Source organism: Martinezella lusitana, from assembly GCF_014207095.1.
Lineage (GTDB): Bacteria > Pseudomonadota > Alphaproteobacteria > Rhizobiales > Rhizobiaceae > Rhizobium > Rhizobium lusitanum_B.
In genome coordinates, this window is the sequence record NZ_JACHBG010000018.1 from 42,573 (window position 1) to 68,797 (window position 26,225).

Here is a 26,225-nt window from a genome sequence, read left to right on the forward strand (position 1 = left end):
CATGACGATGATATTCGGCATCCCCGCCCAGGCTCTTCTCGGTCAATTGCTGATCGGGCTGATCAACGGCTCCTTCTATGCGCTCCTGAGCCTCGGTCTCGCGATCATCTTCGGCATGCTGCGGGTGATCAATTTCGCCCATGGCGCGCTCTACATGCTCGGGGCTTTCACGGCCTATCTGCTGCTCGCCTATGCCGGCATCGGCTATTGGCCCGCTCTGGTTCTGGCGCCGCTCATCGTCGGCCTGTTCGGGGCGGTGGTCGAGCGGCTCTGCCTGCGCCAGCTCTACAAGATCGATCCGCTCTACGGATTGCTTTTCACCTTCGGCATGGCGCTGACCATAGAGGGAACCTTCCGCTATCTCTATGGCTCTTCCGGCCAGCCCTATGCCGTTCCGACGGAACTGGCGGGCGCGAAAAATATCGGCTTCATGTTCCTGCCCGTCTATCGTGGCTGGGTGGTCATTGCCTCGCTGATCGTCTGCATCGGCACCTGGCTTCTGATCGAGAAGACGAAACTCGGCGCCTATCTGCGTGCCGCGACCGAGAATTCCGTGCTCGTGCAGGTTTTCGGCGTCAACGTGCCGGTGCTGTTGACGCTGACCTACGGCTTCGGCGTCGCGCTTGCCGCCTTTGCCGGCGTGCTGGCCGCGCCGATCTACCAGGTCTCGCCGCTGATGGGATCGAACATGATCATCATCGTCTTTGCGGTCGTGGTCGTCGGCGGCATGGGCTCGATCATGGGCGCGATCGTGACGGGCTATATGCTCGGAATTGCCGAAGGCCTGACCAAGGTTTTCTATCCGGAAGCCTCCAACATCGTCATCTTCGTCATTATGGCGATTGTGCTGCTAATCAGGCCGGCAGGCCTCTTCGGTCGGGATGCGTGACATGGCTGGATTGATCACAACAAAACCGAAGGCGCAGCCGGCCCTCTCCGTGCAGAAGCTGTTGCTGGTGATCGGCCTCGTCGGGCTGATATGGGCCCCCTTCTTCGTCTACCCGATCTTCGTCATGAAGGTGCTCTGCTTCGCGCTTTTCGCCTGCGCCTTCAATCTGTTGCTCGGCTATGCCGGCCTGCTGTCCTTCGGCCATGCGACCTTTTTCGGTGGTGCTGCCTATTTCACCGCATACACGGTGAAGGAATGGGGCGTTCCGCCCGAGCTTGGCATCCTGATCGGCGTTGCCGGCGCATCGCTGCTCGGCCTGGTCATGGGCTTCGTCGCCATCCGCCGTCAGGGCATCTATTTCGCCATGATCACGCTGGCGCTCTCCTACATGTTCTATTTCTTCTGCCTGCAGGCGAAGTTCACCCAGGGTGAGGACGGCATCCAGTCGGTGCCGCGGGGCTACCTGTTCGGAGTTGTCGATCTCAATAACTCCCTCAATATGTATTATTTTGTTCTCGCCGTGTTTTTGATCGGCGTCCTCATCACCTGGCGCTTCATCAACTCGCCCTTCGGGATGATCTTGAAATCGATCCGTGAGAACGAGCAGCGGGCGATCTCTCTTGGCTATTCCGTCGCGCACTACAAGCTCGGCGCCTTCGTCATGTCGGCGGCGCTGGCGGGGTTGGCAGGCTCGGTCAAGGCACTGGTCTTCCAGTTCGCGACGCTCACCGATGTCGCCTGGCAGATGTCCGGCGAAGTCATCCTTATGACCCTGCTCGGCGGCATCGGCACGTTGATCGGCCCGATTTTCGGGGCGGGATTGGTGGCAACGCTGGAAAACTATCTCGCCACTTCGGAATTTCCCGTCACCATCATCACCGGTATCGTCTTCATGGTTTGCGTGCTGCTCTTCCGCCGCGGCATCGTCGGCGAATTCTATGCCTCGCGGCTGGGACGGAAACTGGGTTTCGAATATCGGCGCTAGCGATTTGATTTTCCTTCTCCCCGCAGGCGGGGAGAAGGTGCCCGAAGGGCGGATAAGGGCCCCGCACGGGCTTCCAGTAAATATGGAGTTTGCCGGACCTTCCTGCCCCTCACCCTAACCCTCTACCCGCACGCGGGGCGAGAGGACGATAGAGTTTTTGGAATGGATCGCTTCGATTACATCATCATCGGTGCCGGCAGTGCCGGATGCGTGCTGGCCAACCGGCTCTCGGTTGACCGCAACAACAGGGTGTTGCTGCTGGAAGCCGGCGGCAACGACAATTACCATTGGATCCATATCCCTGTCGGCTATCTCTACTGCATCAATAACCCCCGTACCGACTGGTGCTTCACCACGTCGCCGGAAGCAGGCCTGAATGGCCGCTCGCTGAACTACCCCCGCGGCAAGGTGCTCGGTGGCTGTTCCTCGATCAACGGCATGATCTACATGCGCGGCCAGGCGCGCGACTACGATCTCTGGCGGCAGCTCGGCTGCGCCGGCTGGGGCTGGGACGATGTGCTGCCCTATTTCGTCAAGTCCGAGGATCACTATCGCGGCAGGGACGAGATGCACGGCGCCGGCGGCGAATGGCGAGTCGAGAAAGCGCGTGTTCGCTGGGCCGTGCTCGATGCCTTCCAAGCCGCGGCCAGGGAGGCGGGCATTCCGGAGACGGCTGATTTCAATCGTGGCAACAACGAAGGATCGGGTTATTTCGACGTCAACCAGCGCTCCGGCATCCGCTGGAACACGACGAAAGCCTTCCTGCGGCCGGCCATGCAGCGTGGCAATCTCACCGTCTACACGAAAGCGCAGGTCCGCCGCCTGATCGTCGAAGACGACGCTATCGCGGGCGTCGAATTCCAGCATGACGGCGTGGCGAAGCGCGCCTATGCGAACAAGGAGACGGTGCTGTCGGCTGGCTCCATCGGCTCGCCGCATATTCTCGAACTGTCAGGCATCGGTCACGGCGATGTGTTGAACAAGGCCGGCATCGAGGTGGTGCGCGAGGTCCGGTCCGTCGGCGAAAATCTGCAGGATCATCTGCAGCTTCGCCTTGCCTACAAGGTGACCGGCGTTCCCACACTGAACGAGAAGGCGACAAGCCTCATCGGCAAGGCGGCGATCGGCCTTGAATATCTGGTTCGCCGCTCAGGCCCGATGGCGATGGCGCCGAGCCAGCTCGGCATCTTCACGCGTTCCGGCCCCGACAAGGAAACGCCGGACCTGCAATATCACGTGCAGCCGGTCTCGCTCGACAAGTTCGGCGATCCGGTTCATCCCTTTCCGGCCATCACCGCCAGCGTCTGTAATCTTCGGCCCGAAAGCCGCGGTTCGGTGCATGCGCGCAGTCCTGATTTCGCTCTGCAGCCGGCGATCAACCCGAACTATCTTTCCGCTGCGCGAGACCGGGAAATCGCCGTGCGCTCCATTCGCCTGACCAGGCGGATCGTAGCGCAGCCCTCGTTTGCCCGCTTCAGGCCGGAGGAGTTCAAGCCGGGGCCGGCCTATGAGACGGATGCGGATCTGGAGCGGGCCGCCGGCGATATCGGCACGACGATTTTCCATCCAGTCGGCACGTGCCGCATGGGCGGCGACGCGCAAAGTGTGGTCGATCCCCGCCTGCGCTTGCGGGCATTGGCAAAGCTGCGCATCGCCGATGCCTCCGTCATGCCGTCGATCACATCGGGCAATACCAATTCGCCAACCATCATGATCGCCGAAAAGGCAGCCGAGATGATCCTTGCCGACCACAGATGAAACCCTATTCATGGATGGCAGCAAGGACAGGAGATTTGCATGGATACTACGGATGAGGTCATCATCGAGCGGCGCGGATCGGCCGGGATCATCAGGCTCAATCGCCTGAAGGCGCTGAACAGCCTGACATTGCCGATGGTACGGGTCATCGCTCCGGCCCTGGAGAATTTCGCCACAGATCCAACGATCGCAAGCGTCATTGTTATGGGCGAGGGCGAGCGCGGCTTTTGCGCGGGAGGTGATATCCGCCTGCTGCATCGGAGCGGCAAGGAAGGCACAGGCGAAGCGGAAACCTTCTGGCGGGAAGAATTCCTGCTCAACCATGCCATCTCTTGCTACCCAAAACCTTATGTCGTGTTGATGGATGGCATCACCATGGGCGGCGGTGTCGGCCTCTCGGCGCACGGCAGCCATCGCGTTGTCACCGAGCGCACCCGCCTTGCCATGCCCGAAACTGGCATCGGCTATTTCCCTGATGTCGGCGCCACGTGGCTGCTACCGCGCGCGCCGGGGGAAGCCGGCACCTGGATGGGACTGACCGGCCTTACCGTCGAAGCTGCCGATGTCATCCATGCCGGTTTTGCCGATCACTATGTCGCATCCTCGGCGCTGCCGGCACTCATGGATGCGATAGCAGCGCTGCCTGCTGCTGCCTCTGCTGCAGACGTCCATGCTCTGATCCGGACGATGGCGGCGGATGCCGGCGAAAGCCGGCTTGCGGCAAACCGCGAGGTGATCGACCGCACGTTCTCGGCAGACACAGTGGAAGGGATCTTAGCGGCATTGGCTGGTGAGCCTGGAGAGTTTGCCGCTGAAGCCGCCGGCGTGATCGCCAGCCGCTCGCCGACCAGCGTGAAGCTGACCTTACGGCTGCTCAGGGCAGGGCGAACGAGCGCCGATCTTGCCGAATGCCTTAATCGTGAACTCGGTGCCTGCAGGGGCATATTGTATAATCACGATTTCTACGAAGGTGTGCGCGCCGCTGTTATCGACAAGGATCGCAATCCGAAATGGTCCCCGGCAAGCCTTGCCGACGTCACCGCCGATGATATCGACCGCTTCTTCGTGCCGGCGCAGCCGCCGCTTTTCGCGAGCTAGACCGGTTCAGCTGATCACGGGATTTCTGAACCGCTCTATCTCACCACTTTAAGCAATTCCGGAACGGAAGGCCGATCTGCGTCTTTCCCGGAATTGCTTCAACCGATCATGGGAGGAAAACATCATGACACGGATCGCATTCATCGGCCTCGGCAACATGGGAGGCCCGATGGCGGCCAATCTGGTCAAGGCGGGCCATGCCGTCACCGGGTTCGACCTCTCGCACGATGTGCTGAAGGTGGCCGAAGCGTCGGGAGTAAAACCTGCGGGCGTGCTCACGGAGGCTTTGGCCGACGCGGAAGTGGTGGTGACCATGCTGCCGAAGGGCCAGCATGTCCTCACCGTTTGGGCCGACGTGCTGCGCTCCGTGCCCAAGGGGACCTTGGTAATCGACAGTTCCACAATCGACGTCGACAGCGCCCGCAAAGCGCATGCCATGGCAGGCGATGCAGGCTGCCTCTCGCTCGACGCGCCGGTGTCCGGCGGCACGGGCGGCGCGGCGGCTGGAACGTTGACCTTCATGGCCGGCGGTTCGACGGAAAGCTTTACGGCCGCCAAGCCGCTGCTTGATGTGATGGGCAAGAAGATCGTCCATTGCGGCGATGCCGGCGCAGGCCAGGCGGCGAAGATCTGCAACAACATGATCCTTGGCATCTCCATGATCGGCGTCTGCGAGGCTTTCGTGCTCGGCGAAAAGCTCGGCCTCTCGCATCAGGCCCTCTTCGACGTTGCCTCGACTTCGTCCGGCCAGTGCTGGTCGATCAATACCTATTGCCCGGTGCCCGGCCCCGTACCGACCTCGCCCGCCAACAATGACTACAAGCCCGGTTTCGCGGCTGCCCTGATGCTCAAGGACCTGCGCCTGTCGCAGGAAGCTGCACTATCGAGCGGCGCGTCGACGCCTCTGGGCGCCGAAGCGGCACAACTCTACGCGCTCTTCGAAAAGCTCGGCAATGGCGGCCGCGATTTTTCGGCTATTATCGAGATGTTTCGGGAAGCGAAGTGAGGAGTGCCGGTGACAGTGAGGGGCGTGAAAAGCTGCCCCTCACCCCGCATGCGGGGAGAGGGGGAGTTATGCCCCACGTAGCTTTCGGTGGCTGAGGAGCCTGCGGTTTTGCACGATCGTTCCCTCTCCTCGCTTGCGGGGAGAGGGCTAGGGTGAGGGGCTTTTTGGGAGGCTCAACTCACCGCCACATGCCCCGCATGCGCGCACCCACGTCGACTCGCACCTCTCGCGCCCGAATGGCGGCCGCACTTTCAGCCCGTGCCTGCGGCCAGCCGCAGACCTCAAAGAACTGCAGCAGCGTCGCCGGAATGAAGCGGGTGCGGGAGGCAAAGACATGCCTGTCGCCCTGCGCATGTTGGCCGTGCACGAAGAAGCGCTGCGGAATGACGAGATCGAGATTGTCCTTGGCCCGCGTCATGGCGACATAAAGCAGCCGTCGCTCCTCTTCGATTTCGGCGGATGATCCGACCGCGAGATCGGCGGGGATGCAGCCGTCGATGGCGTTGAGGATGAAGACCTTCGTCCATTCCTGCCCCTTGGCGGAATGGATGGTCGACAGGATCAGATAGTCTTCGTCGAGCAGCGGCACGCCGGCCTGATCGCTGGTGGCGTCAGGCGGATCGAGCGTCAGTTCGGTCAGGAAGCGCTCGCGCGAGCCGTAGCCTGCTGCGATCTGCTCCAGCTGGATGAGATCCGCCAGTCGCGTCGATGCATCCTCGTGTACCCGCTCCAGATGCGGCTCGTACCATTGCCGAACCAGACCGATTTCGGCCGGCCATCCGGCCCCGCCGCTTTTGACCTCCCGTATCGTCTCGACGAAAGTGGTCCAGTCGTCTCCCGTGCGGGGCGGCGGCGGCAGCTCGGTCAGCGCCGTGATCGGGCTTGCCTCTTCGCCGATCTGGTCGAGCACGCGCTGCGCCGTCGAAGGGCCAACGCCAGGCAGCAGCTGCATCAGGCGGAAGCCGGCAACGCGGTCGCGCGGGTTCTGGGCAAAGCGCAGAGCCGCCAGCATGTCCTTGACATGAGCGCTGTCGAGGAACTTCAGCCCTCCGAACTTGACGAAGGGAATGTTGCGCCGGGTGAGCTCCACTTCCAGTGGGCCGCTATGGCTTGACGTGCGGAAGAGCACGGCCTGCTGTTTGAGCCTTGCGCCGCCCTCGCGATTTTCCAACACCTGATCAGCGATGTAACGCGCCTGGTCGGCCTCATCGCGCACCGTGACCAGCCGCGGTCGCTCCGTGCTCTGCCGCTCGGTGCGCAGGTTCTTGGTGAAGCGCTCCGAGGCGAGATCGATCACGGCATTGGCGGCGGCAAGGATCGGCTGCGTCGAGCGATAATTGCGGTCGAGCGTGACGATATCGGCCGAGGGCGTGAAGGCCTTCGGGAAATCGAGAATGTTGCGCACGGTCGCGGCGCGGAAGGAATAGATCGACTGCGCATCGTCTCCGACGACGGTCAATCCTCGGCCGTCCGGCTTCAGGGCCAATAGAATGGAGGACTGCAGCCGGTTGGTATCCTGATATTCGTCGACAAGCACATGATCGAAGCGGCTGCCGATATCCTCGGCGATCAGCGGCTCCTGCAGCATATGCGCCCAGTAGAGCAGCAGGTCGTCGTAATCGAGCACGTTCTGCACCTGCTTCGCCTCGACATAACAGGCGAAGAGATCGCGCAACTGCTGCTCCCACATGGCGCACCAAGGAAAGTAATCCCGCAGCACGCCATCGAGTGGCGCCTCCGCATTGACGGAGCGGGAGTAGATGGCAAGACACGTCGCCTTGGTCGGGAAACGGCTTTCGGTCTTGGAAAAGCCGAGGTCGTGACGCGCGAGATTCATCAGATCGGCGCTGTCTTCCCGGTCGTGGATCGTAAAGGCCGGATCGATGCCGATCTGCTCGGCATAATCCCGCAGCAGGCGCGCGCCGATGCCGTGGAATGTACCCGTCCAGGCAAGCGCATCGGCGGTGATGCCGGCATTCGTACCCAGCACCTCGCGACAGATCCGCTCGACGCGGCGGCCCATCTCGGCGGCGGCGCGGCGCGAGAATGTCATCAGCAGGATACGGCGCGGATCCGCGCCTTTGACGATCAGATGTGCGACGCGATGGGCAAGCGTGTTGGTCTTGCCGGATCCTGCTCCTGCGATGACCAGCAGCGGACCGGCGACATGGCCGTCACCCTCAGTCGTGCCATGCTCCACCGCCAGCCGTTGCTCCGGGTTGAGCTTTTCCAGATAGGCTGTGGCAGCGGTCATGAATTCTCCTGAACATGCCGGATTGAATATGGCCAGGCACGATCCACGGCGAATCGCATCGGCGAGATTATCCGGACGTTCTATGGATGTTCCGAATCGCCAAAGCCTGTCAAGATTGGGGAGCCGCACGCGGATATGAGCCTTTGTGCAGGAATCTTATCCGGATTCGCTGAATTCAGGCTCGAAAAGGACTTTCTTCTTTCTTATGTATTATTCTGGCGCGGGGTTTTGAGTTTTTGGGCGTGGTAGTGCGTAGGATGAAGGTCTCAGGACATGAACGAAACGATTGCCACTAGGCTGCGTCTGCCTAGCGGGCTGGTGGCTTTACCTGATGGGCGGTTTGCACTTCTGGAGATGGATGCCAGCCGTCGCTGTCTGAAGATTTTCGAGACCAGCGGCGCATATCGGGAGATCTGCCGGATCGGCGGCAGCCCAAGCGGAATTGCGCTCGATGGGGACGGGTGCTTCTGGATAGCCGGCGGCCCGGAAAATTCGCTCGTCAGACTTTCGCCGCAAGGTCGCGTGCTGCAAGTGATCGAAGGCAGCGCAGACGGCCCATTCCTTCATCCGAGTGCACTCGCTTTCGGGCCGGACGGCCTGCTCTATATGACCGATTCCGGCATACGCCTCGATGACCTCCTCGAAGGCGGCCATATTCATCCCGATTTCTTCAAGGCTGCCTATAATGGCTGCGTCTATCAGATCGACCCCGCCGAGGGTCGCGTCATCAGGGTCCTGGCGGCTGGCCTGCTTCTGGCAAGCGGCATAGCATTCGACGCTGGCGGTCTGCTTTACTACAGTGAGACGCTGACCGGGAAAATCCACCGGCAGGTCATCGGCGGCCGGCAGGAACTGTTCGTGCAGTCCATGACGTCACCAGCCATCAATGTCTTGCGCGGGCCGTCCGGTCTCGCCTTCGATCGTACGGGCGTACTGTATTGCGCAATGTATGGGCTCGGAGAAATTCTGCTTGTCGATGGCGATGGAAAGAGAACCGGCCATATCCGCACGAACGGTTCGAAGCCCGGCAATATCGCGTTCACGATCGATGGCAAACATCTGCTCGTCAGCGAACAAGAAAACGATGTCGTTGAAAAAATAACAGCGCCGCGTCCCGGATTACCGCTGCATATGCCGTCCATTTCGTAGAACGGCCCCATCTCTCAGGGTAGTTGGCGGACATGCCCGGTGCCGGGCATGTCCTGTTGCAATCGAGCAGCCGTTTATTCCGCGGCAGGGATCTGCTTGTTGCCCTTGCCCGACTTGCCGTCGGTCGACGACGTATCGTTGGCGGCGGGCTTGGCATGGCGACGGCGCCAGTCGCCAAGGAAGAGCAGGATCGGCGCTGCGATGAAGACCGAAGAGGCGCCGGCGACGAGAATGCCGAATACCATCGGGATCGCGAAGCTGGAGACGGCGCTGCCGCCCCAGATCGCCATCGGCACCAGCGCCAGGAAAGCGGTGGCGTTGGTATAGAGGCTTCGCGCCAGGGTCTCGTTGATCGACTTGTCGATGATCTCTCGCAGCGGCATCGATTTGTAGAGCCGCATATTTTCACGCATACGGTCATAGACCACGACCTTGTCGTTCACCGAGTAACCGACGAGCGTCAGGATCGCGGCGATGGCCGTCAGGTTGAAATCGAGGCCGGTGATCGCGAAGAAGCCGATCGCCTTCGTGATGTCGAGGATCAGCGTGATGATGGCGCCGACCGCGAACGGCCATTCGAAGCGATACCAGATGTAGAACAGCATCGCGAGGCTGGCGATCACGACCGACAGGATACCGGCCTGGGCAAGCTCGCCCGAAACCTTCGGACCGATGACATCAGTGCCTTCGATACTCGCGCTCGGGTCGATCTTGACGATCTCTGCCTTGAGCTTGGTCACCGCGGCTGTCTGCGCCTCTTCGCCGCCGTCCTGCCGCTGGGCGCGGACGAGGAGGCTGTTGTTGTCGCCGAAGGACTGCAGTGCGATTTCGCCGAGGCCGAGCGTGTTCAGGCCCTCGCGGAAAGTCGCCAAATCAGCCGCTTCCTTGGTCTTGACCGACATCTGGATGCCGCCGCGGAAATCGACGCCATAGTTGAGGCCCGGATGGAAGAACAGGACCACCGAGGCGATCGACAGGATCGCCGAGACGGTGACGCCAAAGAAACGGGCCTTCATGAACTGGATGTGCTTGTCATAGGGGCTGAAGGGGATCAGCGGCCTGATGTTGATCACCTTCAGCTTGCGGCGACGGGTAATGGCGATCATCACGACGCGCACGAAGGCGACGGAGGTGAACATCGAGATGATGAGGCCGAGACCCATGGTCACGGCAAAGCCGCGAACCGGGCCGGAGCCAAAGTAGAACAGGATGGCGGCCGCGATCAGGGCCGTCATGTTGCCGTCGATAATCGTCGAATAGGCCTTCCGGAAGCCATTATCGATGGCGGCGAAGGCGCTCTGGCCCTTGCGGGTTTCTTCGCGGATACGCTCGTTGATGAGAACGTTGGCGTCAACAGCAAGACCGATACCGAGGACGACGCCGGCGATGCCGGGCAGCGTCAGCGTGGCGCCGACCAGCGTCAGAGCCGAGAAGGTCAGGACCGTGTGGATAAGCAGCGCGACATTCGCGAGGATACCCCAGGAGCCGTAGAGCACGAAGATGAAGGCGGCAACCAGGACGAAGCCTACCAGGCCGCTATAGATGCCCTTCTGGATCGCATCGGCGCCGAGGTCGGCGCCGACGGTGCGTTCTTCGATGACAGTCAGCTTGGCGGGCAGGGCGCCTGCGCGCAGCAGGGCTGCAAGCGTGGTGGCGCTGTCGGCGGTGAAGTTGCCGGAGATCTGGCCGGAACCGCCGGTGATCGGTTCGCGGATATTCGGCGCGCTCAGCACCTTGTTGTCGAGGACGATGGCGAAAGGCTTGCCGACATTTTCGCGGGTGATCTCAGCGAAACGATTGGCACCGGCGCTGTCGAAGCGGAAAGTGACGAGCGGCTCATGCGTGCTCGGATCGAAGCTGACGCGGGCGTCGGTCAGGCGGTCGCCGGACAGTTCGATGCGGTCGAGAACCGGATAGTTGTTGCCCTGCTCGTCCTTCATGATGGTGACGCCAGGCGCCGGATTGTTCGGGTCGGCGTTGTCGGCCAGCAAGTGGAAGGACATCTTCGCGGTCGAGCCGAGCAGTTCGCGCAGGCGCGACGGATCCTGTGCGCCCGGAAGCTGGACGAGAACGCGGTTGGGGCCGACGCGCTGGATGGTCGGTTCGGCAACGCCCACCTGGTCGACGCGCTTGCGGATGACTTCAAGGCTCTGCTGGACGGCGGAATCGACGTTGGCGGAAATGCCGGCCTGCGAGAAGGACATGGCGATCGTCGCGCCGTTCGGCGCGATCGTCAGGTCAGACTGGCCGGCGGAAAGGCCCGAAGTGATCGTGTTGGCCAGCGTCTGCAGCTGGGTTACCGCCGCGCCGCTCTGCGTGGGGTCGGTAAGCGTCACGACGATCTGGTTGCCGTTGCGGACGATCGAACGGGTCAGGATGTTCTTGTCGCGCAGCACGCGGCGCGAATCCTGCTGCAGGGACTGCAGCCGGCCATTGGTCAGGTCCTTCTCGTCGACTTCCAGGACGAGATAGGAACCGCCGCGAAGGTCGAGGCCGAGGGAAACCTGGCTATGCGGCAGCCAGGATGGAATTTTGCTGAGGGCCGACGGCGGAAGCACGTTCGGCAAGGCAATCAGAAAGCCAAGCACGATGATCACTGAATATAGTGTCACCAGCCATGGTGAAGTGCGCATGGGTATGATCCTTGGAAATACGCTGATGCCAACGGTCGGGCCGCTGGCGGAGTTAGGTCATGTTGGAAATGTGCGCGTCGGCGCGAACGGCTCAGGCGAAGCTGGCCGGCGGCGCTCGGGCAAGATAGACGCGGGAATGAGCGGATTCGAGCAGCGATACGCTGGCTTGATCGCGGGGTTGCCAAGGCCTGGCCACATGCTCGAGCAAGGGAAAGGAGGCGAGCGTCGCTGGTCCGATATCGTTCCAGGTCGCCTTAGACGTCACCAGACGGTCGGCAACGACGATGCCGCGAATGGGGTCGCGTATGGAAAGGTAAAGCGGCTGTGTGTCTTTGCCGGAGGAGAGCGCATCTGCATCCGCCCGCGTCGCGAGATTGATGCCGCCGCCGAGCGCAAGTCCGATATAGGCGAAGAACGCGACGAACAGCGAGGCGATCACGCGCGCTCCGGCGCGGTGCGTCCTGTCGTCTCTATCTTCGCTGTCGGCAGCGCCGAATTCGAACGGGCTCAACGGTCAGAAATGCCTTCTTTCCTTTGCCGGCGCGAACTCCGGCGGTTCGGTCATGATATCAGGACGCCCTGCGTCTTCATAGTGCGGCCCGTCATGTTGCACTTGTCATGATGCAGTTGCGCCAACCGGTCAACCGTCCCGGCGTGATTTCTTCCATGCCAAAACCATCAGTGATCACGGCTTCGGCGCTAGGCAGCTTGCCGGGACACGATAGGCATGGAGCGTATCACCCTTCATGTCGCCGAAGGGAGGCGACCAGCTTTTGATGAGCTCGGCCTGGCCTTCCGGGCAGGTGATGGGGTCGGTGTCGACGAACAGAACAGGACCGGTCACAGCGGCGGGCAGGGAGAAATCCTGCTCGTAATAATTCCTAGGGAAGCCGCCGAAATTGCGGGCGTAGATATGGAATGGCTTGCCCTTCAGCGTATAGAAGAGGTCGGCAAGAATGGCGCGGTCCGAGGCGACGATGTCAGACAGCTTCGCGGCCGTCGCGATATCGGCGATTTCCAGGCTGACGATGCTGCGGCCGACATAGCGCTTCATGACGAGATCGCCACCCGGAATTTTCACGTCAAGCGCGAAGACCGTCAGCACCGGAATGACGACGGCGACGATCGCGCCGATGATCAGCGAGGTGACCAGGCCCTTCTTCGTCAGGCGGTACAGCAGCCAGACGGCGAGTATGGTGCCTGCGGCATAGGCGGATACGGCCCAATTGGCGTAGGCCTTGGCGAAAAGAGCCTGCAGAGAGATCAGGATCACCACTGGCATCGACAGCCAGAACAGCAGCTTTTCTTTGTCGTCGCTCTGTCCGCGGATCAACCGCCAAGTCGCCCACAACAGCGCGAAGAACACGACTGGGCCGACGACGCCGAACTGGGCGCCAACGAAGCCGAGTCCGTTGAAAAGGTGTTTCAGGGCGCTGGTTCCGCTGTCGCCGCTGCTCCAGCGAGCAATGCTTTCCGTATGCTTTACGGTCGCCGCATCATGCGTGAGGTTCCACCACAGATTGGGCGCCACGACGATGGCGCCGACGACAGCGGCTATGGCCACGTCCCGCCAGGCAATCCGCGCCGAACGCAGCGTCAGCATGGCGATGCCCACGCCCGGCAGCAGGAAGAGCACGGAGTATTTCGTCATGAAGGCGAGACCGAGGCTGATGCCGAGGATCAACGCTTCGGAGACGGAGGAACGCCTGGTCAGGCCGAGAAAGGCCCAGATCGCAATCGTGATGAACAGGATCTGGATCGTATCGGTCGATACCAGCACGGCCGAAAGCGACGCAGCCGGCAGTGTGATGAAGATCACGCCGGCCCAAGGGGCGATAGCGCGCCCTTCCTCGCCATCGAAGAGTCGGCGCGTCGTGACGATCAGCATCAACGCTGTGGCGAGATGGAAAAGCGGCGCGGATATGCGGATCCAGAAGGTGGAGTCCGATCCCGAGATCGTATTGAAGAAGCGGATGACCCAGGCGATCATCGGCGGCTTGGAATAATAGCCGAAGTCGAGATTCTGACCCCAGAACCAATATTGCGCCTCATCGACGAACAGATCCGTCCTGTTGATCAGCAGCATGAGCACGCGCCAAAGCGTCACGCCGAAGATGATCGCAAGCGCTACTCCCAGAGAAAGCGTCTGGGTATTTGTTCGGGATTGGGTCGTATCGGACATTAAAAGATAGATCTCGGTGCCAGGTTGTGAGGCTTAATACGGAACTATCAAGGCTAATGCTAGCTACTGGCGGACGAGAAACGTGGGAAGGCGCCGGCCTGTAATCAGGCGACGAAGCGTCCAGGCAGGTCCGAAATCGGTATGTCCTGCCAGGCGGCGTTAAAGGACGCGAGAGGCGCTGCTGCCGCGTGCCTCTTCGATACGGCACAAAAGCATAAAGGCTGCGAGCGTCATGCCGGCCATCAGCGAGGCGGTCAAACCAAGAACAATCATTGCTCTCTCCGTATCGACATCGAGGTGTCTGCGCCTTGCAGCACTAGGGCATGAAGCTTGCTCGTGACTTGCGTTGAAGCGGCTTTTTCCCGTGTGCGAGCAAACCTAAAGGGCGGCCTCGGCCCGGAGGTGATCGAAACAGAACAGTCGACCTGAGGTCATTAACCTTCGGGCAAGGAATTAACCATAAATAATGAGGCTGAACGTCGGAATGGGAAAATTGTGACTCGTTCTCAGCAGGCATGAAGCCGCCCCGTCGTACCGGGTCCGATCCGGTATCCATCTCATCAAACAGGTCCGCAAAAGACTTTGATGAACGAGCGAGCTTCAGCGCCTCGATCATTTGATCGGCGGCTTCCTGTGCTTTTCCTCGCGTCCTCATCGCGCCTGGCGCGGATCATCAGCGGTTCGCCGGCGCTTGCGCGCGCGGCACTTCGGCGGGGACGATTTTGGCGCAAGATTCGCCGTCAGATCAGGCAGGTAGGGCGCAGGCTGGCAGCCTTCGCGACCGCTTGCGTTTTGCTGGTCTCGATGCCGGACAATGCGAGACCCTGCGCCGTAACCGGCCAATGCTTGAGGCCCATCTCAAGTCCGGCCTGCGCGATCTTTTCCACCGTTTCCAGACGTTTCCGGACGCTGCCCGCAATTTCGCCAGCGAAAGCCAGCTCGAACGGCTTCAGGATCTGCAGTCGTCCCATTGGGATGTTCTGACCGACGCCCGCTTCGACAGCCTCTATGCCGAGCGCGTCAAGGTTCTGTCCGACAGCGAAAGCAAGATGGGGCTCGATCCGCGCTGGCATGTTGCCGGTCACGGCGTGATGCTGGAACATATTCTGACCGGCCTCGTCGAGGAGATGGGTGGCCGGGCCATACTGCCGGGAGCCAAGCGCCGTGCGCGTGAGCTGAAGGAACTGGTCACATCGGTCGTCCGCCTTGTCATGGTCGATGTCGAGATTGCCGTATCCCTGCGTTTCAATGAATTGCGCATCGGGCATCAGCGGGCGCTGGCAGAACAGCGTCTTGCCGATCGCACCGAAGCGGCAGGCCTTATCGCCGATTTGGCCAACAGCCTTACCGGTCGCGATCTGACGGCCCGCCTGCCTGCCGATTGTCCCGAAGCTTATATGGAAGTGGCCGAAGCGCTGAACGCTGCTCTCGAAGACATCCGGCAGCAGTTTGCGGTGCTCTCCAGCGGCGTGCAGGCGGCGGAAGCGACGACGGATGCCATCGCGCGCACCTCCAGATCCTTTGTCGAGAATTCCGCTGAACACGCGCAAGGGCTCGCGGCCTCGGCCCGCCAGCTTGCCGAGCTTGCCGATCAGGTGCGCGGCAATGCCGCCAATACCCGTTCGGCGGAGCGCGCGGCAGCGTCGACGCGTAGCGCCGCGGAAGACAGCGGCCGGATTGTCGGGCAGGCGATATCGGCCATGGCGGATATCGAGACGTCGGCCGAAAAGATCGGCCAGATCATCGGCGTCATCGACGAGATCGCCTTCCAGACCAATCTTCTCGCCTTGAATGCCGGTATCGAGGCTGCTCGCGCCGGCGACAGCGGCCGTGGTTTTGCCGTCGTCGCCCAGGAGGTTCGCGCGCTTGCGCAGCGCTCCGCCGATGCTGCGCGTGAAATCAAGGTTCTGGTTTCGGGCACGAAGGCGCAGGTCGACGCCGGCGTGCAGATGGTCGGCCGCACGCAGGATGCGATCGGCAGCATCGTCCGCCAGGTAACGGATATCAACGACGCTATTTCCGGGATCGCGGCGGCGAGCGACGTGCAGGTGGCCGGCCTGCATTCACTCTCGGCTGATATTGGCGACTTCAGCACGCGTGCTGCCGCTGGCGAAGGCCTGGCCAATCGCTCGCAGGAAGGCGCCGATCACCTCCAGACCGTTGTTGTCGAACTCGGCCGCACCATCCGCGAGTTTCGCATCGAGCGGGAGCGGCGCCATGCGGCCTCTCCGGCGCCGGTGAAGGCTGCGCAGCAGCGACAGCTTCCCGGCCGCGACGAATTCAACGTCGGGCGCGATGAAGACGAAATGGCCGACTTCGGCTTCCCGCTTCGCAGAGCGGCGATGGGAGGCGAACGCAATGCCTATTGATTTAACCGTTTCATGCACATGCGGGCCGGCAGGCCCGATTTCAGGCAACAAGGAATAGAGCGATGCCGAGCAGGAAAGGCGAAAAGACAATCAGTCTGGCCGCGGTGCTGGACCTCAACGAGGCTTCGACGCTGCGCGGCAAGTTGATGGGGATGCGCGGCAGCAATGTCGTGATCGATGCGTCCGGCGTCGAAAGGGTTGGGGCCTTGTGCATGCAGGTCATCATGGCCGCTGCCAAGACCTGGGATGAGGACAAGCTGTCCTTCACCTTTTCCAAGGTGTCGGACGCATTTCAAAAAACAATGCAGATGATTGGGGTCGACATCTCTCATCTACTTGCCAAGGAGATCCGGCAATGAAGAAAAAAGTACTGACCGTGGATGATTCACGGACCATTCGAAACATGCTTCTCGTCACCCTCAACAATGCGGGTTTCGAGACCATTCAGGCTGAAGACGGAGTCGAAGGCCTGGAAATTCTGGAAGAAGCCAATCCGGACGTGATCGTTACCGATATCAATATGCCGCGCCTCGACGGTTTCGGCTTCATCGAGGGCGTGCGCCGCAACGACCGCTATCGCGCCGTTCCGATCCTCGTCCTGACGACCGAGAGTGACGCTGAAAAGAAGAATCGCGCCCGCCAGGCCGGCGCAACCGGCTGGATCGTCAAGCCGTTCGACCCCGCCAAGCTGATCGATGCCATCGAGCGCGTAACCGCCTAAACAGGACCCGCCCCTTATGGATATGAACGAAATCAAAGAGATTTTCTTCCAGGAGTGCGAAGAGCAGCTCGCCGAACTGGAATCCGGTCTCCTGAAAATGAATGATGGCGACCGCGATCCGGAAACCGTCAATGCCGTCTTCCGCGCCGTTCATTCCATCAAGGGTGGGGCAGGGGCTTTCGGTCTGGACGACCTGGTCTCATTCGCTCACGTCTTTGAGACCACGCTCGATTGCGTTCGATCCAATAAGCTGGAGCCGACCCAGGATGTCCTGAAGGTCATGCTGAAGGCTGCCGACGTGCTGGCCGACCTGACCAATGCCGCCCGCGATGGCGGCAGCGTCGATCCGGCGCGCAGCCGCGGGCTGGTCAAGGAGCTTGAGGCGCTGGCTAATGGCGATGTGCCCGCGCCATCCGCGGCAGTTGTCGCAGAGCCGGCTCCGAAGCCGGTCGCGGCGGCGCCTGCACCCGCGCCGACCGACGACAGCGGCTTCCAGCCGATCCCGTTTAGCTTCGACGATGATTTTGGCTCCGATGAGCCGTCCGCCGATGCCCTGCCGGAATATGAAGTCACCTTCAAGCCCCGCTCGGATCTCTACGCCAAGGGCAATGACGCCACGCTGCTGCTGCGCGACCTCGCGCGGCTGGGTGAGATGAGCGTCTATTGTGATCTGGACGCGTTGCCGAGCCTTCCGGAACTCGACCCGGAAGGCGCCTATTTCAAGTGGACGATCTCGATCAAGACGAACAAGGGCGAAGATGCCATCCGTACCGTCTTCGAGTTTGCGGAATGGGATTGCGAGCTCGATGTCCGTGCTGTCAGAGCCGACGCAGGTTCTTCTGGCGATGAAGAGCTGCCGATGGTTCCGGTGCCCTTCGATCTTTCCATTCTCGATGACGAGCGCAGCGAGCCGGTTGCCAAGGCAATCGAGGAAGCTCCCGCGGCAAAGAGCGATGCCGCCGCCGCCGTTGCTGCAGCTGAAACAGCCAGCAACGTCACGCAGCTTGCCGCCGTTGCCGCCCGCGTCGAAAAGAAGGAGGCGGCTCTTGCTGCCGCCGCAGCCGCCAACGCCGCTGCAGCGGCGCAAAACAATGCCGCCGCCGGCGTCGGCCAGACCATTCGTGTCGATCTCGACCGCGTGGATAGGCTGATCAACCTCGTAGGCGAGCTCGTCATCAATCAGGCGATGCTCTCCCAGAGCGTCATCGAGAACGACAACAACGGCACGTCGTCGATCAATATGGGCCTCGAGGAGCTGCAGCAGCTGACCCGCGAGATCCAGGACAGCGTCATGGCGATCCGCGCGCAGCCGGTGAAGCCGGTCTTCCAGCGCATGTCGCGTATCGTCCGCGAAATCGCCGACATGACCGGGAAGTCGATCCGCCTGATCACCGAGGGCGAGAACACCGAAGTCGACAAGACCGTCATCGACAAGCTTGCCGAACCGCTGACGCATATGATCCGCAACGCCGTAGACCACGGCGTCGAAACTCCTGAAAAGCGCGCGGCACTCGGCAAGAATCCGGAAGGCACCGTCCGCCTGACGGCGAAGCATCGTTCCGGCCGCATTCTCATCGAGCTTGCCGACGACGGCGCTGGTATCAATCGCGAGAAGGTGCGCCAGAAGGCCATCGACAACGACCTGATTGCAGCCGATGCGAATCTTTCGGACGAGGAAGTCGATAACCTGATCTTCCTGCCGGGCTTCTCGACCGCCGACAAGATTTCGGACATTTCTGGCCGCGGCGTCGGCATGGACGTGGTCAAGCGCTCGATCCAGGCACTCGGCGGCCGTATCAACATCAGCTCCAGGCCCGGTCAGGGCTCCGTCTTCACCATGAGCCTGCCGCTGACGCTTGCCGTTCTCGACGGCATGGTGGTGACGGTTGCCGGCCAGACCCTGGTTGTGCCGTTGACCGCCATCGTCGAAACGCTCCAGCCGGAGGCGTCCGCGATCCATTCCTTCGGTGCGAACCATCGCCTGATCTCGATCCGCAACAGCTTCTGCCCGTTGGTCGATGTCGGCCGTATCCTGAACTTCCGCGCCACGCAGGCCAATCCGGTCGAAGGCGTCGCGCTGCTGGTGGAATCGGAAGGCGGCGGCCAGCGTGCGCTGATGGTCGATGCGATCCAGGGCCAACGCCAGGTCGTCATCAAGAGCCTCGAAGCCAACTATACGCATGTGCCCGGCATTGCGGCCGCAACCATCCTCGGCGATGGCCGCGTCGCATTGATCCTCGATGTCGATGCGGTGGTCGGCGCTTCCCGCGGCCAGTCGCTGAAGCCTGAAATGTCTTACGCAGCGGTGGGTTGATTTATGTCCTATGCCGTCAAGAATCTGACCCAGGGGGTCCGGGAGCTGATAGCCTTCCGGATCGGCGATCAGGAATTCTGCGTCGACATCATGTCGGTTCGCGAAATTCGTGGTTGGACTCCGGCGACGGTCATGCCGCATGCGCCTGCCTATATGCTCGGCGTCATCAACCTGCGTGGCGCCGTGCTGCCGATCATCGATCTTTCCAGCCGCCTCGGCATGAAGAATGCGGAGCCGACGGCCCGGCATGTGATCATCGTCGCCCAAGTCAAGCGCAAGGTTGTCGGCCTCCTGGTCGATGCCGTGTCCGACATCCTGACGATCACCGACGACAGCATCCAGCCGACGCCGGAGGTCTCGTCCGACCATGAGCGGCAGTTTGCACGCGGTATCGTCGCCATCGACCGTCGCATGATCTGCCTGATCGAACTGGAAGCCCTGTTCCCCGAGAGTGAAAGCGAAGCTGCATGAGTGTGATGGGAGCAATAGATCTCAAGGCATCACCGGACGAGATCCTGGCCAGCGGCGAGTATCCGCTGACCCGGCGCGACCTCGCCGAGATCGCCGCCATGATCTATGCGGATGCGGGCATTTCCCTCAACGAAAGCAAGGCGTCGCTGGTTTATTCGCGGTTGTCGAAGCATATCCGCGCGCTGGGCCTGCCAGGTTTCCGTGACTATTGTCTGCTGGTGTCTTCGCCGGCCGGAAGTGCGGAGCGGCGCGAGATGCTGTCGCATCTGACGACGAACTTCACCCGCTTCTTCCGCGAAAACCATCATTTCGATCATATGCGCACTGAAGTCCTGCCGGAGCTGCTGGCTCGTGCCAAGGCCGGCGGTCGCGTGCGGATCTGGTCGGCTGCCTGTTCCGACGGGCAGGAACCCTATTCGATCGCACTGACGGTGCTGTCGCTCATGCCGAATGTGGCGGAGCTCGATTTCAAGATCCTGGCAACGGATATCGATCCGAAGATACTGGGCCTTGCGCGCGCCGGCGCTTATGATGAGGCCGCGCTGGAAACGATCTCGCCTGCCATGCGCAAGCAGTGGTTCCAAGAGGTCAATGTCCAGGGCCGCCGCAAGTTCCAGATCGATGATCGCGTCAAGCGGCTCATCACCTTCAACGAACTGAACCTGATGGCGCAGTGGCCCTTCAAGGGCACCTTCGACGTCATCTTCTGCCGCAACGTCGTCATCTATTTCGATGAGCCGACGCAGGTGAAGATCTGGTCGCGTTTCGCCGGCCAGCTGCAGGAAGGCGGCCACCTCTATATCGGCCATTCCGAGCGTGTCGCGGGGGAATCGAAGCACCTCTTCGACAATATCGGCATTACCACCTATCGCTATCTCGGTAAAAACGCGGGGAGAAAACCATGAACGCCGCTGCCCGTGTTCTCGTGGTCGACGATTCTGCGACCATGCGTGGTCTCATTACCGCCGTGCTGCGCTCGGATCCCGAGGTTGACGTCGTCGGCCAGGCGGGCGATGCGATGGAGGCGCGTGCCGCCATCAAGGCACTCAATCCCGACGTCGTTACACTCGATATCGAGATGCCGAATATGAACGGCCTCGATTTTCTCGAGAAGATCATGACGCTGAGGCCGATGCCGGTCATCATGGTTTCCACGATGACCCATCGCGGCGCCGACGCGACGCTCGCTGCGCTTGAAATCGGTGCCTTCGACTGCGTCGGAAAGCCTTCGCCCGGTGAGCCGCATCCGTTTGGCGATCTGGCCGAGAAGGTCAAGGCGGCCGCCCGTTCGCAGCGGCAATACGTCAAGCCCGTCGCCGAGCGCGCTCCGCCGGCTCCGGCGGTTGCCGATTTCCGAGTCGGCCGCAAGATCGTTGCGATCGGCTCCTCCACCGGTGGTGTCGAGGCACTGATCAATGTGCTGCAGAAATTCCCGGCCAATTGTCCGCCGACCGTCATCACCCAGCATATGCCGCCGACCTTTACACGCAGCTTTGCCGAACGGCTGAACCGCCTTTGCGCGCCGGTCGTTGAGGAAGCGACCGACGGCGCACGGCTGGCGATCGGCAAGATCTATCTGGCGCCAGGTGGGGAACGGCATCTGCGGATCGCCAATTCTTCCGCCCCCCATTGCCGCCTGGTCGAAGGCGCGCCGGTCAACGGCCATCGTCCTTCCGTCGACGTGCTATTTGATTCGGTTGCCGAACTGGCAGGCCGCAATGCCGTCGGCGTTATCCTGACCGGTATGGGCCGCGATGGCGCTGCCGGTCTCCTCAAAATGCGCCACGCGGGTGCCCGCACCATCGGCCAGAATGAGAAGACCTGCGTGGTCTACGGCATGCCGAGGGTCGCCCATGAGCTTGGCGCCGTCGAACACCAGTTTCCGCTGAACGCCATTGGCGAGGAAATTTTGAAAATAACAGCCGCCCGAAAGGAAGGGAGCGAATAATGTCTCTAGCGGAGAAAATCAAAGTTCTGATCGTCGACGATCAGGTCACCAGCCGCCTCCTGCTCAGCGATGCGCTGACGCAGCTCGGCTTCAAGCAGATCACGGCGGCCGGCGACGGCGAGCAGGGGATGAAGATCATGGAGCAGCAGCCCCATCATCTGGTCATCTCCGACTTCAACATGCCGAAGATGGATGGGCTTGGTCTCCTCCAGGCCGTCCGCACCAATCCGACGACGAAGAAGGCGGCCTTCATTATCCTAACGGCGCAGGGTGACCGTGCACTGGTCCAGAAAGCGGCCCAGCTTGGCGCCAACAACGTCCTGGCCAAGCCCTTCACCATCGAAAAAATGAAAGCGGCTATCGAAGCCGTGTTCGGAGCATTGAAATGATCGTCGAGGGTGCTGCCCGCCGCGTTCACATCATACAGGGCGAGTACAAGGTCGTGAACGATCCGGAAGTGGTGCTGACCACCATTCTCGGCTCCTGCGTCGCGGCCTGCCTGCGCGACCCGATCGCCGGCGTCGGCGGCATGAACCATTTCCTCCTCCCGGGAATGGCAAGTTCGCCGACGAGCGGTGGTGATGCGACGCGCTACGGCGTGCACCTGATGGAGCTTCTGATCAACGGCCTCTTGAAGAAGGGTGCGCGTCGCGATCGGCTGGAGGCCAAGGTCTTCGGTGGCGCAAAGACGATCGCGACCTTTTCCAATGTCGGCGAGCAGAATGCAGCCTTCGCCATGCAGTTCCTGAAGGACGAAGGCATACCCGTCGTGGGCTCGAGCACCGGCGGCGAACATGGGCGCAAGATTGAATATTGGCCGATCTCCGGAAGAGCCAGGCAATACCCGCTCACCGGCGCGGAGACGCAGAAGACCGTGGCGCTCGAACAGCGTCCCGTCGTGGCTCCAAAGCCGGTCGACAATACGATCGAATTTTTCTGATCAGCGAGGCTACCGCATGACCCCCTTCCAGCGCGCCGAAATGACCGACACCGAGGATCTGCTTCCGGCTATTCTCCTGCGTATCGTCTCCGAACTGCACGATGTCGCCTATCTGATCGAGCGTATTGAGCCGCAGCTGCTGGATGTCGGCGGCGCAAAGGTACTGGAATCGCCCGGCACGATGAAGGTTCTTCAAGGCATCGATCTTGCCGTCCAGAAGACGCGAGGCATCGCCGAATTCATCGATACCCTTGCCGGCAGCATGCCGGAGGGATGGACGGTCGATCTTGCTGCCGCACTGAGCCTGGTCAAGCTGACGGAGATGCAGAAGGCGCTCGGCGGCGGCAATTTCCACGCCCATCAGCAACCCATGGCGAAGGCGGCCGGCGATTTCGATTTCTTCTGATCGGGCATCCGCGACGGATATTGTTTTTCTTATGTAATTTTCTCCGATTCTCCCCCGCTTTTTCCTTCCAGGCGGGCCGGACGAAACGTTCGCACAAGTTTCGATTTCTATTTTCGCTACGGAGCACAAAGGCATCAGGTCTTTGACGAATCGTGCGAGAACAGAATGAATCTGTTAAATCAATTAGTTCCCTTATTCCGGAACATCCAGAATCTGGGCAAAACGCGCCTAATGATCATGGGTGGCGTCGGCGCAGCTTCCATTGTGCTGGTCCTTCTGGCGGCCCTCTTTGTCAACAAGCCAGCACAGGAAACGCTCTATGTCGGCCTGGATGCCACCGATCTCAATCAGATCAGTATCGCACTCGCCGAAGCCAAGATCGGCTTTCAGGTCGGCACCGACGGCACCAGCCTGACCGTTCCGGCCGGGATGACCGGCAAGGCCCGTGCGCTGCTCGCCGAACGCGGTCTGCCCACGAGCGGCAAGGCCGGCTATGAACTCTTCGACAACGTCGGCTCGCTGGGCCTGACCTCCTTCATGCAGGAAGTCACTCGCGTGCGTGCGCTCGAAGGCGAGATCAGCCGTACCATCACCTCGATCGCCGGCATCAGCGCGGCGCGCGTTCACATCGTCATGCAGGATGTCGGCAACTTCCGTAAGGCCGATCAGAAGCCGACGGCGTCAGTCATGATCCGCGCGAGCGCCGAGGCGGCACGCAAGTCGGCGCCTGCCATCCGCCACCTGGTCGCTTCGGCCGTTCCCGGTCTGGAAGTCGATGACGTCACGATCCTCGATTCGACCGGCCAACTGCTCGCTTCGGGTGACGATCAGAGCAACGGCGCGCTCAGCCGCAATCTCGGCATCGTGCAGAATGTGCAGGGCGAGATCGAAGGCAATATCAACAAGGCGCTCGCACCGTTCCTTGGCATGGACAACTTTCGCTCCAGCGTAACCGCACAGCTGAACACCGACAGCCAGCAGGTGCATGAGACCACATTCGATCCGGAGTCGAAGGTCGAACGTTCCGTCCGCACGGTCAAGGAAGCGCAGAAATCGCAGCAGAGCCAGCCCGACACGGCGGCGACGGTTGAGCAGAATATCCCGCAGGCGGCTCCGCAGTCGGGCGGCAACACACCGACGTCGAACGATCAGTCCGACAAGCGCGAAGAGCAGACCAACTACGAAATCAACAGCAAGACGACGGCGACGACCCGCAACAGCTACAAGATCGAGAAGCTCTCTGTCGCGGTGGTGGTCAACAGGGGCCGCATTGCACAGATGCTTGGCGACGGTGCCGATCAGGCGAAAGTCGATGCCTATATCGCCGAGATGCAGAAGATCGTTGCGACTGCTGCCGGAGCCGATCAGGCCCGCGGCGATGTCGTAACCGTCAATGCGATGAGCTTCCTCGACAATCAGCTGCTGGAAGACACGGCTTCAGGCTTCAGCATCACGGAAATGCTGAGCCGCAACCTGGCTGGCATCATCAACTCGCTGGCCTTCGTCGCAGTCGCCTTCCTGATCGTCTGGGTGGGCTTCCGTCCGCTGATCCGCTCGCTGAGCGGTGGTGAGGCCAGCGGCACGGCGCTGCCCGAGGCAGCCGGCCTGGAACTGCCGGACTTCGCGCCTCCGGTGGGCGGCGCCGGCGCCGCGCTGATGGACGGCTTCGGCTCGGATTTCGGCTTCGACAGCACCGACGATCTGCTGACGATGGGCGACGACAGCGGTACCTTCAACCGCCGCGTCAAGGAAGGACCGGAGCGCCGTCTATCGCGCATGGTGGAAATCAGCGAAGAACGCGCCGCAAAAATCCTCAGAAAATGGGCCGTCGATCAGGCCGCATGATGAAACGACCGGGAGAGATCCCGGTCGTTTGCATTTCCGGAACCGCTGCATGTCGCTGTCTCTTTCGCGGGCGCCATTGTTGCCGGCTCGACTCAGCCAAGTAATTTGACGTGTTCGTAAGATGGAATTTTGACGTAAAAGCCGTTGCTGGGTAGAAAGAATCGACTTACTAATATGCGAACTATACTTGTTAACCGTTTAACTGGCGCGAATCGTCTGCCGATCTCGGTGTTTCGCAAGCGCAGTGCGCTAGCAGATTCCGGGGCGGGAAAACCGGTCCATGGTTCGTCGGTCGTGTCTGCCGGTATTCTTACGGCATGATCGTCAACGTAAAAATCGATAATGGGTGTGTTGATTTGCCCTGCCTTCACCGGGATGTGTTTGTGTCGCGGTAAACAATGATTCGGCTCCGAAGCCCTGTGGATGTCATGATTGATTCTCCGGGCTGGCGCCTAGGCTTAGACTGAATGATGCTCTCGTTGACGACGGATCGTCCACCAGCGGCAGGAAATGCGGGAATGGACATACAGATATCGCAGATGAGCAAGGGCGATAGGGATGTGCGGCCAGTTGCGCCCGCCGCCGTCATGTCGCGCGAGCAGCTCATCCTGCAGCTGAGTGCCACCTCCGGCCCGACCTATCTGCAGGCCGGCTTGCGGGCGCTGGCCAGCTATGCCGGCGCCACTCACTATCTTCTGGTGCGCTGCGATTTCATTCAGGAAAGCGGCCTGGATTTCGTTGTTTCCTCCGATTGGCCCTTCGATCTCGTCAGGCGCCTGGCGTCGGAGCTGACAAGCGGTTACGGCCGCATCGGCGAGCTGGAAAAATGCATGTCATTGTTCCAGCCGAACCTCGCTTCTCTTCCTGACGATCTGGAACTGCCGCAAGGCGTCGGCCGGCAATATTACGCGCTGACATTCAATGTCGGCCGCACGCGTTTCTCGCTGTTGCTGCTGACGCGTGAAGCCGTATCGCTCTCGTCGGAACGGCTGCGCGACGCGGGTTTGCTGGCGGGCTACCTTGCCAGCTGCACCCGTTGTTTCGAGGATAAGCTGGAGCGCGATTTCGACCTGACGGAACGCGAACTCGAGTGTCTGTTCTGGATTGCCGAGGGCAAGACAAGCGACGAGATCGCCATGATCCTGGGTATCTCGCGCAATACCATCAATAACTATATCACCAGCGTCATGCGCAAGACGGCTACCAAGACCCGGTCGGAGGCGATCGCCTTCGCTGTTCGAAACAACCTCGTTTGAA

The 26,225-nt window shown here is 61.2% G+C and carries 22 protein-coding genes; 18 read left to right on the forward strand and 4 right to left on the reverse strand.

From position 1 onward, the window contains the following. Position 1: 1 nt before the first annotated feature. From GGD46_RS25755 to mmsB, 5 genes are all read left to right on the forward strand, one after another. Complete coding sequence (locus tag GGD46_RS25755; protein WP_184709372.1) at positions 2-889, forward strand: branched-chain amino acid ABC transporter permease; 888 nt, start codon at positions 2-4, stop codon at positions 887-889. Position 890: 1 nt separating this feature from the next. Then, complete coding sequence (locus GGD46_RS25760) at positions 891-1,874, forward strand: branched-chain amino acid ABC transporter permease (protein WP_409527714.1); 984 nt, start codon at positions 891-893, stop codon at positions 1,872-1,874. Positions 1,875-2,036: 162 nt separating this feature from the next. Then, positions 2,037-3,632, forward strand: coding sequence for a GMC family oxidoreductase (locus GGD46_RS25765; protein WP_184709376.1), 1,596 nt, complete (start codon positions 2,037-2,039; stop codon positions 3,630-3,632). 39 nt (positions 3,633-3,671) lie between these two features. Then, entirely contained in the window at positions 3,672-4,730 is a 1,059-nt protein-coding gene (locus GGD46_RS25770) for an enoyl-CoA hydratase/isomerase family protein (protein WP_184709378.1), read from the forward strand. 124 nt (positions 4,731-4,854) lie between these two features. After that, the gene (gene mmsB / locus GGD46_RS25775) at positions 4,855-5,736 is read left to right on the forward strand and encodes a 3-hydroxyisobutyrate dehydrogenase (RefSeq protein ID WP_184709380.1); all 882 of its coding nucleotides are present in this window, start codon (positions 4,855-4,857) and stop codon (positions 5,734-5,736) included. A 178-nt stretch (positions 5,737-5,914) separates the two neighbouring features. On the opposite strand, the gene GGD46_RS25780 is transcribed toward mmsB, so the two are convergent. Continuing rightward, positions 5,915-7,990, reverse strand: a complete 2,076-nt coding sequence (locus GGD46_RS25780; RefSeq protein WP_184709382.1) for an ATP-dependent helicase — start codon at positions 7,988-7,990, stop codon at positions 5,915-5,917. Positions 7,991-8,263: 273 nt separating this feature from the next. On the opposite strand from GGD46_RS25780, the gene GGD46_RS25785 reads away from it, so the two are divergent. After that, positions 8,264-9,139 (forward strand): SMP-30/gluconolactonase/LRE family protein, encoded by an 876-nt coding sequence (locus GGD46_RS25785; RefSeq protein ID WP_184709384.1) that lies wholly within the window; start codon positions 8,264-8,266, stop codon positions 9,137-9,139. 74 nt (positions 9,140-9,213) lie between these two features. Here the strand turns inward: GGD46_RS25785 and secD are convergent, their stop codons facing one another. The 3 genes from secD to GGD46_RS25800 all read right to left on the reverse strand — a co-directional run bounded on the left by secD (position 9,214) and on the right by GGD46_RS25800 (position 13,954). After that, a complete protein-coding gene (gene secD, locus GGD46_RS25790) occupies positions 9,214-11,772 on the reverse strand; it encodes a protein translocase subunit SecD (protein WP_184709386.1) in 2,559 nt (852 codons plus the stop codon). A 91-nt stretch (positions 11,773-11,863) separates the two neighbouring features. Continuing rightward, positions 11,864-12,283: a hypothetical protein gene (locus GGD46_RS25795; protein WP_184709388.1), complete on the reverse strand. Its 420-nt coding sequence runs from the start codon at positions 12,281-12,283 to the stop codon at positions 11,864-11,866. Positions 12,284-12,457: 174 nt separating this feature from the next. After that, positions 12,458-13,954: an ArnT family glycosyltransferase gene (locus GGD46_RS25800; RefSeq protein ID WP_184709390.1), complete on the reverse strand. Its 1,497-nt coding sequence runs from the start codon at positions 13,952-13,954 to the stop codon at positions 12,458-12,460. A 722-nt stretch (positions 13,955-14,676) separates the two neighbouring features. On the opposite strand from GGD46_RS25800, the gene GGD46_RS25805 reads away from it, so the two are divergent. From GGD46_RS25805 to visN, 12 genes are all read left to right on the forward strand, one after another. Next, positions 14,677-16,323: a globin-coupled sensor protein gene (locus tag GGD46_RS25805; protein ID WP_184709392.1), complete on the forward strand. Its 1,647-nt coding sequence runs from the start codon at positions 14,677-14,679 to the stop codon at positions 16,321-16,323. A 62-nt stretch (positions 16,324-16,385) separates the two neighbouring features. Further along, positions 16,386-16,682, forward strand: coding sequence for an STAS domain-containing protein (locus GGD46_RS25810; protein ID WP_184709394.1), 297 nt, complete (start codon positions 16,386-16,388; stop codon positions 16,680-16,682). Then, complete coding sequence (gene cheY1, locus GGD46_RS25815) at positions 16,679-17,044, forward strand: chemotaxis response regulator CheY1 (RefSeq protein ID WP_004128526.1); 366 nt, start codon at positions 16,679-16,681, stop codon at positions 17,042-17,044. The genes GGD46_RS25810 and cheY1 overlap by 4 nt, the downstream gene beginning before the upstream one ends. 16 nt (positions 17,045-17,060) lie before the next feature. Further along, positions 17,061-19,358, forward strand: coding sequence for a chemotaxis protein CheA (locus GGD46_RS25820; RefSeq protein ID WP_184709396.1), 2,298 nt, complete (start codon positions 17,061-17,063; stop codon positions 19,356-19,358). Positions 19,359-19,361: 3 nt separating this feature from the next. Continuing rightward, on the forward strand, positions 19,362-19,829 hold the full coding sequence (locus GGD46_RS25825; RefSeq protein ID WP_184709398.1) for a chemotaxis protein CheW: 468 nt from the start codon (positions 19,362-19,364) through the stop codon (positions 19,827-19,829). After that, positions 19,826-20,734, forward strand: a complete 909-nt coding sequence (locus tag GGD46_RS25830) for a protein-glutamate O-methyltransferase (protein WP_184709400.1) — start codon at positions 19,826-19,828, stop codon at positions 20,732-20,734. Before GGD46_RS25825 ends, GGD46_RS25830 begins: the two co-directional genes overlap by 4 nt. Then, complete coding sequence (gene cheB / locus GGD46_RS25835; RefSeq protein ID WP_184709402.1) at positions 20,731-21,777, forward strand: protein-glutamate O-methylesterase CheB; 1,047 nt, start codon at positions 20,731-20,733, stop codon at positions 21,775-21,777. The genes GGD46_RS25830 and cheB overlap by 4 nt, the downstream gene beginning before the upstream one ends. Next, positions 21,777-22,166 carry a response regulator gene (locus GGD46_RS25840; RefSeq protein WP_004128537.1) on the forward strand — a complete coding sequence of 130 codons (390 nt, stop codon included), beginning with the start codon at positions 21,777-21,779 and terminating at the stop codon, positions 22,164-22,166. Before cheB ends, GGD46_RS25840 begins: the two co-directional genes overlap by 1 nt. After that, the gene (cheD, locus tag GGD46_RS25845) at positions 22,163-22,717 is read left to right on the forward strand and encodes a chemoreceptor glutamine deamidase CheD (RefSeq protein WP_184709404.1); all 555 of its coding nucleotides are present in this window, start codon (positions 22,163-22,165) and stop codon (positions 22,715-22,717) included. The genes GGD46_RS25840 and cheD overlap by 4 nt, the downstream gene beginning before the upstream one ends. Positions 22,718-22,733: 16 nt before the next feature. Further along, positions 22,734-23,123, forward strand: coding sequence for a hypothetical protein (locus GGD46_RS25850; protein ID WP_184709405.1), 390 nt, complete (start codon positions 22,734-22,736; stop codon positions 23,121-23,123). 165 nt (positions 23,124-23,288) lie between these two features. Beyond that, positions 23,289-24,968, forward strand: a complete 1,680-nt coding sequence (fliF, locus tag GGD46_RS25855) for a flagellar basal-body MS-ring/collar protein FliF (RefSeq protein ID WP_184709407.1) — start codon at positions 23,289-23,291, stop codon at positions 24,966-24,968. 518 nt (positions 24,969-25,486) lie between these two features. Continuing rightward, on the forward strand, positions 25,487-26,224 hold the full coding sequence (gene visN, locus GGD46_RS25860; protein ID WP_184709409.1) for a transcriptional regulator VisN: 738 nt from the start codon (positions 25,487-25,489) through the stop codon (positions 26,222-26,224). Position 26,225: the final 1 nt, after the last annotated feature.